This is a genomic window from Mycobacterium sp. (assembly GCF_046091765.1).
Classification (GTDB): Bacteria; Actinomycetota; Actinomycetes; order Mycobacteriales; family Mycobacteriaceae; genus Mycobacterium.
The window spans coordinates 1-11,555 of sequence record NZ_JBJTCF010000039.1 but is presented as its reverse complement, the minus strand read 5'-3'; the positions used below and the strand labels follow the sequence as shown (position 1 = coordinate 11,555).

The following is an 11,555-nucleotide window of genomic DNA, read 5'->3' as shown; positions in this document are numbered from 1 at the left end:
GAGACGAGATTGCCGGGGCCTTCGCAGTGCGGTCGGGCTTGGCCGGTGCGGTGGTACCGCTCTGGGTGCCCGCGGTGTCGGCGTAGGCGACGGCGGTCAGGCCGAGCGATCCGCCGCCGGCCAGGCCCAGGGAGATCAGGGTGGCAGCGATCAGGCGGGTGGCCCGGCGCTTACCCGGTGTGGTGACGGGGGTGCCGGTGTTGGCACTCGCGTTGGTGTTCGTGGTGAGCATTGCTCATCCCTCCTCTGTCAGCGCCGGAGAGTGTTCCGGCGATGTCTCCTACGATCCCGGAGCGCGGAAGGAAGGGGTGTCCACGGGAAAACCCCTGCGGTGCATGAAATCGGTGTCCTCACATTGCAGGACACAGCGGCGCGAGCCCCGGTGTCAGCCCAGGTAGCTGATGATCGGGAAGGAGAAGCTCAGCGCGCTGGGCCCCTGCATCAGGCCCAGCACCGGCCAGAAGGTGTTGGCACTGGTCTGGGGCATGACAGAGCGTCCCGGCGCATCGGTGGCGTGGTTATTGCTCGCCCGCATGCGGAGCACGTTCTGCCAGAGGTAGGCCACGATGCCGTCCATCTTCTGATCGTCCGTCTGGCCCTCAAGCCCCAGCGGTGTGGTGAAGGCATGTGCTGCACCTTCCCGCCCAATTGCCCCCCGGCAACGCGCCGACCCTAACAGAGATGACAGCCGCGGTAAGCGTGAATCGCCCGACATCAGCACGAACAAGAGAAAAATTTTAGCTGTGTGCGAGCGTGGCCAAAACCGCTGGTCGAGACGGCCTGCCCTAGGCCGCGAGCCGGACCGGCAGACACGTGAAGGAGTTGTTCAAGTTGGGCCGAATCTCACCGGGGTCGGATACCTATCGCGGGCGCGACGGCGGTCGGTACCGCCCGTTGCAATGCGCTACTGCAAACGTGCCTAGCGTGTCAGCTTTATTGCGGTGCGGCGGTCAGTCGGGGTGGCCGCAGGTGCAGCCGGCGCTGCACGTGCACGGCGAGCAGGTGCACGCGGCGTTGCCGCAGCCGCCGTCGCGGCCACAGGTACAGCCGGGTCCACAGGTGCACGGCGAACACGTGCAGTCGGGGTTCTGGCAGGCCGTCGATGATGAGGCGCTCATGCGTCCATGATAGGCCGTGGGCGGCGGGCGGCCAGCGCTGCTTCGACCACCAGCACCAGAACAAGGGTGGCGCCGAATGCCGGGTAGATCACCGCGAGGACCGTGGCGACCGAGGCGACGGCGATCACCGCGGCGCGCGGGGTGTTGGCCCGCGCCGCGTCGCCGGATCGGCCCGGCAGCCCGGTTGCGCCCGAGGGCCGCCGTTTCCACCACATGATGACCCCGGTGGTCACGCTGGTCAGCAGCCCCAGGCAGGCCAGCGTGGCAAGGATGCGGGTCAGCAGGCCGTACTGGGTGCCCATGTGCATGTCCACGCTCCAACTGGTCATCCTCGACAGCGCACCGTCCTGCGCGGCGGTCGCGTTTGCGATGGTGTTGCCGGTGAACTGGTCGAGATACAACGTGCGTTGCTCGGAGAGCCGCTGCGGCCACCGGTTGACGACGGTGTAGCTGCCGTAGACCGTCTGACCGTCCTCGACGGCATCGGAGGGCGGAATGATCGAGTAGCCGGGAAGCATGTTCTCGGACTTGGCGATCGCGTCGATGGCGGCGAATCCGACGGGCGTGGGAACCGACCCCGTTCCGTCTGCTGCCGCCGAGGCGTAGACCGGGTCGGTGATGTCCGCCCAGGGGATACGTCTGCCGAGGCGGTCGTAGTCACCGGCGCGAACCGGGGTGGACGGGGCGTCGATCTGCTCGGTCGGCGTCACGGTCTCGGCCACCGCCCGCCAGTTCTCCCCCCAGTAGCGCGACCAGCTCAGCCCGGAGACGACGTAGCCGATCAGCACCACTGAGAGCAGGATGCCCGTCGTCGCGTGCAGGTCGCGCCACCGAAGGCGGCCACCCTTTCGCCACCGGATCGCCAGCCGGGGTTTGCCGGCCTCGATGGCCCGCGGCCACCACAGGTAGATCCCGCTGGCCAGCAGGACCAGTATCCACACCGCGGTCACTTCAACGATCAGGTTGCCGACGCCGACCGAGACGGACGCGCTGGGATAGGCCGACGGGGCGATCAGGTGCCCCAGCGACGGCAGTGCGACGGTGGGGCCGTCGTTGCCGAAGAACCGGTGAAGCTGGTTGGCCCATCCCACCAGGCCGTCGAGTTCGCGACGCTGACCGAGGTACCGGCCGGTGTAGGGGTCGACGAATACCTGGGTGGTATTTCGCTCACCGACCTCGGGAGCCTCGGGGGAGAGGAAGTCGACGCGCGTCGAGCGGTCGGGGGCCTCCGGTGGGCTGACCGCGTCGAGGACGAGGTCAGCCGCCACGTTCTGCCGGGCGGCACCGACCTGGGCGTCCAGGTCGACCTGCGAGGAGCCGGGCGTCACGACCGTGAGGTCGCGATGCAGCCAGAGGTCCAGGGGTTGAGAGTAGAGAATGATCAGCCCGGTGCAGGCCAGCAGAACCAGGGTCGGCGCGGCGAACAGCCCGACCCAGAAGTGCAGCCGCCAGATCCGCCGCAGCACCGCCGCCCCGGCCTGGCGCTGTTCGCGCTGCGTAACTGCCCGCGTGACCATCGACACCCTCCCTGCGCTGTTCAAACCGATCGGCAGATTGGTCGGATCGGGACCGGCCGGGGTTCCCCGAAGGTTGCCCGCGCCGATCCCGGCAATCGGGTTCGCCGCGCCGAATTACGCGATATCTCGCCACGGCACACACGACCGCCCTAGTCTGAGAAGTCGCCGGAGATCGCCGGTTCCTGGAAGGAGTTAACGGGTGGAAAGTCTTCTGCAAACGTCGACCCAGCAGACCTGGCTGTGGATCGGCACCATCGGCATGGCACTCGGGGCCGTGGTGATCTACGCCCTGGGCGGAAAGGGCCATCAGCACCACCATCGGGTAGCCAGCGTGTTCGTCTGCGCGATCGCTGCCTGCATGTACTTGCTGATGGCGTTCGGCCAGGGCGATGCCATCGTGACCGAGAGCAGCCTGGTGTTCACCCCCGACGAGGTCGACGTGTCGATCAGTGCGGCGCTGATCTACTGGGCCCGTTACCTGGACTGGACGATCACCACGCCACTGCTGTTGGTGGGGCTGCTCACCTTGGGCCTCAAGCCGGTCAGCGGAGGCGGGGAGTCCATCCGCGACCGCCTCGGTCTGGTGGGTGCGGTGATCGGTGCGGACATCCTGATGATCGTCACCGGCCTGTTCGGCGCGCTGTCGCTGGACCAGACCCACAAGTACATCTGGTTCATCGTCTCCTGCGGATTCTTCCTCGCGGTTCTGGCCGCGGTCTGGGGCCCGGTGCGGGCCGCGGCTGCCGAACAAGGCGGCGACGTGGCTGCGCTCTACACCCGTCTGGCCGGCATTCTGACGGTGCTGTGGTTCATCTACCCGGTCCTCTGGTTGGTCGGGACGGAAGGGACCGGGGCGATCAGTCTCGACCTCGAGGTGATCGTGTTCACCATCATCGACCTCACCGCGAAGGTCGGATTCGGGATCCTGTTGGTCACCGGCGTGGCGAAGCTCGGCTCGCGCGCCACGGCCAGCGTCTAGCACCCGGAGCGAACGCGAAAGGGCCGGCCGCCTTCGGGCGCCGGTCCTTTCGCTTCTCCGCTTACCTGCACTTGCGACCGTGACGCGCGACGAGGAGGATGCGGCGATGCCGGAGGCAGACGATCGCAGCGGGCTGGAGAAGCTCGCGCAGGATCTGTTGGGCACCCTCGAACGCGAGCTCGGGTCCGGTGACGCCGAGGACTCAGAGGACACCGGCGCACTCGACCGCGCGCTTGCCGCCGCCCGCGGCATCGCCATCGACTTCGTCCGCCGCTACCACCGCCTCGAGGTCGACCTCGACGTCGGCACGCTGAGCGAACCCGTGCTGTTCGTCGCCAACCACGGCTTCGGGGGGATCTTCGACCTCAACGTCCTGGCCGTTGGGGCGGCTCTCGACGATCTGGAACTGGATCGCCCCGTCACGGTCCTCACCCACCAGTCCGCCTGGACGCTGGGGCTCGGTCCGCTCATCGAACATGCCGGGGCCCGGCCCGCCAGCCCCGACAGCGCCCGGGAAGCCTTTGCCGCAGGCCACCACGTGGTGGTGTTCCCGGGCGGGGATCTGGACGCGTTCAAGAGTTTCGCCGAGCGTAACCAGATCGTGTTCGGCGGTCGTGCCGGCTTCGCGCGGCTTGCCCTCAGCGAGCAGGTGCCGATCGTGCCGATCGTCACCGCGGGTGCCGGAGAGTCCCTGGTGGCGCTGTCCGGCGGCGATCAACTCGCGCGGGCGCTTCGCCTCGACAAACTGCTTCGCCTCAAGCGGGTCCCCATCACGCTCTCGGTGCCCTGGGGGGTCAACATCGGCGCGGTCGGGCTGCTTCCCTATCTGCCCCTGCCGAGCAAGTTGCAGACCAGGGTCCTACCACTGACCCGGCCGCTGCCCGATGACGACGCCGAGACCTTCGCCGGTCGGGTTCACACCCTCATGCAGGACGCCCTCACCGCCATGACCGCCCACCGCCGGCCCCTGCTCGGCTGACGCCGCACTAGCATCGGGCGATGGACTCCTATCTGATCGCCGGCGGCAGCAAGGGTATCGGTCTGCAGTTGGTCCGCCTGCTCACACCGACGGCCTCCCGCATCGACGTCTGGTCGCGATCGGCGGACGACCTGGCGCCCGCGCCCCCGGTCCGCCATGCGGTCTGCGACCTCGCCGATCCGCAGGCATCGCTGCCCGAGCCCCCGGAGTCGCTGCAGGGCGCGGCCTACTGCCCGGGGACGATCAACCTGAAAAGCTTCCGGGCGCTGACCGAGGAGGACTTTCGGCGCGATCTGGAGGTGAACCTGCTCGGCGCGGTGCGGTTCCTCAAAGCCTGCCAGCCGCGACTGGCCGGCGACGCGGACCGACCCGCGAGCGTGGTGCTGTTCAGCACGGTCGCCGTCGGCCAGGGCATGCCGATGCATTCCTCGATCGCCGCCGCCAAGGGCGCGGTCGAGGGATTGGTGCGCTCGCTGGCGGCCGAGTGGGCTCCGCGGGTGCGGGTCAACGCCGTCGCTCCGGCGTTGGTCGACACCCCGCTGGCGGAGAAACTGCTGAACTCGCCCGCCAAGCGGGAGGCCATGGCGGCCCGCTATCCGCTCAAGCGGTTCGGGACCCCCGAGGACGCCGCGGCACTGGCGGCCTTCCTGTTGTCGCCGGCCAGTTCGTGGATCACCGGACAGGTGCTGGGCCTCGACGGCGGGCTGTCCACGGTGCGGGTCTGAGCCAGGCGGGGGGCGCGACCGGCCCGGGTGCTCTAGTGTGCTGTTCAATTCCGGAAAGGACACCGCCATGCCCGTTTCGCTCAAACCCCTGGCCGCCACCCTCCTCGCTGTTTCGGTCGCGTTCACCGCTGCGTGCGGCGGTGGCGGCGAATCCGGAGACAAGATCGTCATCGGGACGAAGTTCGATCAACCGGGGCTCGGCCTGAAGAATCCGGACGGGTCGATGAGCGGGTTCGACGTCGACGTGGCGCGCTACGTGGCGCGCGAGTTGGGCTACACCGAGGACCAGATCGAATGGAAGGAATCCCCCTCGGCCCAGCGGGAGACCCTGATCGCCAACGATCAGGTGCGCTACATCGTGGCCACCTACTCGATCACCGACGCGCGCAAGGAGAAGGTGGATTTCGCCGGGCCCTATCTGTTGACCGGCCAGAGCCTGCTGGTCCGCGCCGACAATACCGACATCACCGGCGCGGAGTCGTTGCAGGACAACAAGAAACTGTGCTCGGTGACCGGATCGACGCCCGCGCAGCGCATCAAGGACAAGTATCCGGGCGTGCAACTACAGCAGTACGACACCTACTCGGCGTGCGTGGAGGCGCTGCGCAACGGGGCGATCGATGCCGTCACGACCGACGAGGTCATCCTGGCCGGTTACGCCGCGCAGTCCCCGGGAACCCTGAAGCTGGTGGGCAAGCCGTTCTCCGAGGAGCGTTACGGGATCGGCCTGAAGAAGGATGACGCCGAGCTGCGGGCCAAGATCAACGACGCGCTGGAGAAGATGGAAGCCGACGGCGCCTGGAAAGCGGCGTTCGACAAGAACCTGGGACCGGCCGGCTTGGCCGCACCGGCGCCGCCGCCGATCGACCGGTACTAGCGGGCCGGGTGCTCAGAGCGGGTCGGTGGACGCCGCGACCTGCGCCGTTGCCGGATCGATGCTGACGCTGACGTCGGTTCCACTGACGAGGTGGTCGTGGCGATTGCCGCTGATCTCGCTGATGACGATCGAGGTCGGATCCGGCTCGCTCTTGAGATGAGCGAGGATCCGGGTCCGCGCTCCCTGGAACTGTTGGCTGACCACGGTGGCGGGCAGCCCCGCCGCGGCCGGTTCCAGCAGGGCTGTCGACTCCGGGCGGGACAGCACCACGACACGGGTCCCCACCGGGTGGGCGGACGCGGCCGGAAGATGGACCACCGAGCCACCGATGTCGACGCCGCCGCCGGCGACGACGGTGCCCTCGAAGCGATTCGACTCGCCCACGAACGCCGCCACGAAGGCGGTCGCGGGCCGGCGATAGATCTCCTCCGGGGTGGCGAACTGCTCAAGGCGGCCGTGGGAGAGCACCGCGATGCGGTCGGAGACGGTCAGCGCTTCCTCCTGGTCGTGGGTGACGAAGATCGTGCTGATGCCGAGTTCCTTCTGGATAACCCGGATCTCGTTGCGCAGGCTGACCCGGACTTTGGCGTCATTCGGGCCGACATTCGGTCAGTGGCTGGTCTCGTCGGCGTAGACCTCATCGAAGCCCGGGGCCCTTTGCTCAGCAGGTTGTGAAGGAACCCAGCCGGCCGGTGGGTTCGAGCGCCGCCAGCGCTTTGTCGGTGGTTGCGGTCACCTCCGCGTTGCCGCCGGTTTTTTCGGCCATTACGCACTTCGACGACAGGAACCCGACGGGCGCGGAGTTGATCGCGGGTTGCAGCATCCAGGTGGCATCGGGAGCCTTCGCGATCTCCGCGACGAAGCCCTCGGCGAGGGCCGGTTTGTTCATCCGGGCAATCACCAATCGGTTCGGCGCGCGGGCCAGCATTTCCACGTCGCCCATCGAGTCACCGGCGACCAGGAACAGTTCGCCACGGGTGATGATGTTGTCGATCGCTCCGGGCTTGCCGCCGCGCCACGAGGTCAGGCCGTCGGCGATGCCCAAGATCTCCAACTGCGACATCCGTGCCGGGTCGAGGTTGATGTAGGCGGGGTCAGGGTTCTTGCGGGTGAGCTCGTAGTCGGAGACGAGCTTTCCGGTGCCCCGATCCTTCAACAGCATGGTGATCGCCACGACGTGATCCAGCGGCAGTGCCGCATCCGCCCCGTACTTGGCGACGATGGCGGGATTGAGCGCGTTCTGCACCATCCAGCGCACCGCCCACGCGACCCCGGCCGAGACGATCCAGACGTCGTATCCGTTTCGGCGCAGGTTGCCGTAAAGGTCGGCCATCTGCGGGTAGATGAAGGGCCGCCCCGCTCCGAGGATCTTGGACTCTGTCTTCGACGTCAGGTCCGCGGCACCCGAACCGCCGTCATAGGCCGCCGAGGTCTGGGCCAGGAAGTCGCTCACTGTGCGGCCCTGAAACGCCGACGCCGTCATCGGCAGCGACGAGTACTCCCGGAACGGATCGGCCTCTCCGCCGGACTCCAGCACGGCGTCGTAGTAGTCCGAGATTCCCCCGGTGACGGTGACCGGTTGTCCGTCGGCGCCGGTGAACGCCGGGAACATCGCTGGGGAGAGCGATGCAGGGTCCAGTGCGTTGGTCTGCTGGGCGTGGGCCAGCAACGCCTCACTGATGTCGCGGGCCTGGGTGGTGTTGTCGAAGTCGAACACCGCGATCTTTCCCTGGCCGGCCGAGGCCTTGATCGTCTCGGTGAGCTTCTGGTAGACCGTCTGCGTCCAGCCCGCCGGATCGAGTGCCGGAACGTCCGCGGACGCCCCGGCCGCTGGTGTGGTGTCGGTTCCCGCCGGAGGCGAGGACGGTGTGCTGCAGCCACTGAGAGCCACGATGACGATCAACGCCGCGGCGAGGGGGAGTTTCACGGCTTCAAGCCCTACCGTCAGCGCCCCGCCGTCGTCGCGGTACGCACCAGAAGTAACGTCTTGTCTACCTGATGTTAACTCGATCTCGGTCCGGGCACCGGGATCACGCGACGGCGATCAGCAGCGGCACCAGTTGTTCTGCATCACTCACCGAACCGTGATGGCCGACGAGGGCGGACTCCAGCGGTTCGACGCCGCGGCGCACCAGCACCGAGGCGCCTCGCGCCGCGGCCACGACGTCTCCGATCCGCGGACGCACCCGGTCGAGAACGTCATCACCGAACCACCCGGCGTCGATGGCCTGCTCGCGCGGCACCACCCAGGCCCGATCACCCGCCGTCTCGCGCCACGCGGCCAGCACATCCGCGGCCGCTCCCGCCACGGCGTACACATGCCGGGCGCGGGGCTCGCCGCCGATCGCCTCCACCCCGTCGACCAGGCCCGCGGTGCTGTCGATGTCCAGAGACGCCGCGGGGTCGGCCGCGACCATGCCGTGATCGGCGACGACTGCGAGCAGCCCGCCGGGCGGCAGGCACTCGACGAGGGATTCGACCAGCCGGTCGATCTGGCGCAGTTGCATGCGCCACGGCGCGGACCCGGGACCGTGGATGTGGCCGAGCAGGTCCAACTCGCTGTGGTAGCCGTAGCAGAATCCGCCGCCGGTGATCACGTCGGCGACGGTCGCACCGAGGTCCCCGAGGGCGTGCACGCCGACGTAGCGCCCCCCGCGCAGCGCCGCACGGGTCAGACCGGACCCGCTGAACTGTGCCGCGGAGACGACGCTGACGGCCACCCCCGCGGCGGCGGCGCGTTCGAAGGTCGTGGGCAGCGGCTGGACATCCTCGGGCGGTACCGCGTCGCGCAGATCCTCACCCCAGGGATGCGGCCGCCAGCGCAACGCGTTGAGCACGCCCACACCGGGCAGGCGAAAGGTGTAGCCGACCATGCCGTGTCGCCCGGAGGCGCAGCCGGTTCCGATCGCCGCCAGACCCGCCGCCGTCGTGGACGGGAATCCCACCCGCAGCGTCGGGCCGCGCAGTCCGGCCATGACCGGCGCGTCCGCGGCGTGCTCGTCGAGCAACTGCGCGCCCAGGCCGTCGACGAGAAGCACGCACGCCCCTGAGATGGGGCTCGGCAACGCGATCGGTCCGTCGAATCCGGCCACCCCCATCGCGGCGAGGACCGAGGGCACCACGTCGGCCAGGTGCGGGATCAGCGGATCGGGGGTGGGCAGATCCATCGCGCCGGGCGCCGCCGCGTCAGCTTTTCCTGCGCCGCCGCAGGAAGACCAGTCCGACGAACATCAGTGCCGCACCCCGGGGCGTCGGGGCCGGGGTGGCGATCACCGTGTAGCCGAGGTCCCGCAGGATTCCGAGCTCCACGGCGCTGAGCACCCGAACGCCCGGCCCGGTGTCGGTCGCGGCGTTCATCAGCACGGCACCCGACCCGGTGAAGGTGCTGTCGTCGAGGTGTGACATCGAACTGCCCGGCTGCCACGGATCGGGCGTATAGAGCGGGACCAGCCCACCGTAGGCATCAATCGCGTTCTTGCCGCCGAAGAACAGCCCGCCGCCATTGCCGGTCAGCCGGGAGTTGTTCGACGAGTTCCACCGGAAGTTCGACTCGCCGATCACTTTCGCCCCGCCGGAGGTCACGATGAAGCTGTCGAACGTCGTCCAGTTCCGGCCTCCGTTCCATCCCGCTTCGTCGACGTAGGACAGGAATCCCAGGGCGTGCAGCATCTCGTGGATCGCCGTCGAGGTGAAGTCGTACTGGGTGCTGTCGACGGCGTCGCCGAGCGCCCAGTCGCTGCCGAAGTTCCAGCTGATTTGACCGTCGGCCTGCGCACCGTTGGAATCGACGCCGGTGAGAATCTTGTTCTGCGCCACGGTGCGGTAGAAGCCGTTGGCCGAACTGATCAGGTCGCTTCCGCTCGACGCCAGGGTGTCGGATTCCGGGGAATTCTCACCACTGACATCGAAGACCACCGTCACCGGCGAGCCGACCACGAAGTAGCCGGCGAGCTGCGCAGCCGCCGCCTCCAGGGCGCTGCGCGCGGCGGGCGTCCAGTTCTCCGCACCGTTGCCGTAGACGAAGCTGAAGCTGAGTTTGTTCTGCGGGACGATCTGCTTGGGAGTCACCGGCACCGCCACCGGCACGGCGACACTGCCTCCGTAGCCGTCGGTGACGGTCACCGAGAAGGTGTCGGTCGTGGTGGCGACGGCCACGGCACGGGCGGCGTCGGTGGGCGTGTAGGTGAAGGCACCCGTGCGGGCATTGATGCTCACGCTGCCCTGGGCGGTGCTGCCCGGAGCGGAGAAACTGAGGGTGTCCCGGTCGGCATCGGTCGCGGTGACGGTGCCGAGCACCACTCCGGTGTTGGGATCGGGGGTGCCCACGGTCGGCGAACCGGCGATCGGGGCGGCGTTGGCGGGCGTCACCGGAACCCGGACGGCGACGACGGTGGCCGCACCGTAGGAGTCGGTGACGGTGACGTTGAACTGGTCGGTCTTCTCCGACGTCGCCGCGCCGAGTTTGGCGGCAGCGTGGCGGGCCGCCGCGGTGGGGGTGTAGGTGAACGAACCGGTTCCGGTCACCGACACCGAGCCCCTGGCGGTGCTCGCCGACGCCACGGTGAACTTCAGAGCGTCCTTGTCCGGGTCGGTGGCGCTGACCGATCCGGTCACCACCCCCGATGCGGAATTGACGCTGATCGTCGGGGTGGCGGCCCGCGGAGCGGAGTTGCTCGGGGCGATCGTCGCGGTCACCGCGACAGCGGTGGAACCTCCGAAGCCGTCCGACACGGTGATGGTGAAGGTGTCGGTCACCGCCCTGGTCGAGGCGCGCGCCGAAGTCCGGGCCGCGGCCGTGGGCGTGTAGGTGAACGTGCCGTCGGATCGGACCGCGACCGTGCCGTTGGCAGGCTTGCTCGCCGTGTAGGTCAGGGGGTCCTTGTCGGCGTCGGCGGCCCGGACAGCGCCGGTCGCCACCCCGCTGACCGGGTTGGGGGCGGCGATCGTCGCCGTCGCGGTCGGGGCGGTGTTGCGCGGCGAGACCGGCAGCGTCACCAGTGTCGTGGTCTTCGTGCCGGCGGAGTCCGCCACCGTGACCGTCACCGTGTCGGAGCTGACCGATGGGGCGGCACCGAGCTTCGCGGCGGCGTGACGGGCCGCCGCGGTCGGGGTGTAGGAGAGCACTCCGGCAGTCGAGATCGTCGCGGTGCCCCGCGCCGGGGCGCTGACGCTATAGGTCAGCGCAGCGCCCTCGGGGTCACTGGCGCGCACCGCCGCGAGCACCGCTCCCGTACTGGCACTCGGTGTCCCGACGGTGACCGAGGCGATCACCGGGGGTTGATTGGCGGGCGCCGTCGTGGTCGCGGCGGTCGCCGCCGCCGGCGCGGGAGCCGGGGTGTCGGACCCGGTCTGGCGGCGGG

At 68.9% G+C, this 11,555-nt stretch carries 12 protein-coding genes; 4 read left to right on the top strand and 8 right to left on the bottom strand.

What is annotated here, in order from left to right:
* The 4 genes from ACKOB8_RS03480 to ACKOB8_RS03465 form a co-directional block, all read right to left on the bottom strand.
* On the bottom strand, positions 1-232 hold a 232-nt coding region (locus ACKOB8_RS03480), incomplete at its 3' end, for a hypothetical protein (protein WP_526375685.1).
* Between the two features lie 153 nt (positions 233-385).
* Positions 386-577, bottom strand: a complete 192-nt coding sequence (locus ACKOB8_RS03475) for a hypothetical protein (RefSeq protein WP_526375683.1) — start codon at positions 575-577, stop codon at positions 386-388.
* Positions 578-933: 356 nt separating this feature from the next.
* Positions 934-1,074, bottom strand: a complete 141-nt coding sequence (locus ACKOB8_RS03470) for a hypothetical protein (RefSeq protein ID WP_526375681.1) — start codon at positions 1,072-1,074, stop codon at positions 934-936.
* 40 nt (positions 1,075-1,114) lie between these two features.
* Positions 1,115-2,635, bottom strand: a complete 1,521-nt coding sequence (locus ACKOB8_RS03465; protein WP_526375679.1) for a PepSY domain-containing protein — start codon at positions 2,633-2,635, stop codon at positions 1,115-1,117.
* Between the two features lie 199 nt (positions 2,636-2,834).
* Here ACKOB8_RS03465 and ACKOB8_RS03460 point away from each other — a divergent pair, with 199 nt between their 5' ends.
* From ACKOB8_RS03460 to ACKOB8_RS03445, 4 genes are all read left to right on the top strand, one after another.
* Entirely contained in the window at positions 2,835-3,614 is a 780-nt protein-coding gene (locus ACKOB8_RS03460; protein WP_526375677.1) for a bacteriorhodopsin, read from the top strand.
* Positions 3,615-3,693: 79 nt separating this feature from the next.
* Positions 3,694-4,593, top strand: a complete 900-nt coding sequence (locus ACKOB8_RS03455; RefSeq protein WP_526375675.1) for a 1-acyl-sn-glycerol-3-phosphate acyltransferase — start codon at positions 3,694-3,696, stop codon at positions 4,591-4,593.
* A 20-nt stretch (positions 4,594-4,613) separates the two neighbouring features.
* Positions 4,614-5,318: an SDR family NAD(P)-dependent oxidoreductase gene (locus ACKOB8_RS03450; RefSeq protein ID WP_526375673.1), complete on the top strand. Its 705-nt coding sequence runs from the start codon at positions 4,614-4,616 to the stop codon at positions 5,316-5,318.
* A gap of 67 nt (positions 5,319-5,385) precedes the next feature.
* Positions 5,386-6,195 carry a glutamate ABC transporter substrate-binding protein gene (locus ACKOB8_RS03445; protein WP_526375671.1) on the top strand — a complete coding sequence of 270 codons (810 nt, stop codon included), beginning with the start codon at positions 5,386-5,388 and terminating at the stop codon, positions 6,193-6,195.
* 12 nt (positions 6,196-6,207) lie between these two features.
* Here ACKOB8_RS03445 and ACKOB8_RS03440 read toward each other — a convergent pair whose 3' ends face one another.
* The 4 genes from ACKOB8_RS03440 to ACKOB8_RS03425 all read right to left on the bottom strand — a co-directional run.
* Positions 6,208-6,663, bottom strand: a complete 456-nt coding sequence (locus ACKOB8_RS03440; protein WP_526375669.1) for a TOBE domain-containing protein — start codon at positions 6,661-6,663, stop codon at positions 6,208-6,210.
* 193 nt (positions 6,664-6,856) lie between these two features.
* Positions 6,857-8,122, bottom strand: a complete 1,266-nt coding sequence (locus ACKOB8_RS03435; RefSeq protein WP_526375667.1) for an HAD family hydrolase — start codon at positions 8,120-8,122, stop codon at positions 6,857-6,859.
* Positions 8,123-8,225: 103 nt separating this feature from the next.
* The gene (locus tag ACKOB8_RS03430; protein ID WP_526375665.1) at positions 8,226-9,362 is read right to left on the bottom strand and encodes an alkaline phosphatase family protein; all 1,137 of its coding nucleotides are present in this window, start codon (positions 9,360-9,362) and stop codon (positions 8,226-8,228) included.
* A gap of 19 nt (positions 9,363-9,381) precedes the next feature.
* The coding region (locus ACKOB8_RS03425; protein ID WP_526375663.1) for a cadherin-like domain-containing protein at positions 9,382-11,555 on the bottom strand (2,174 nt) is incomplete at its 5' end.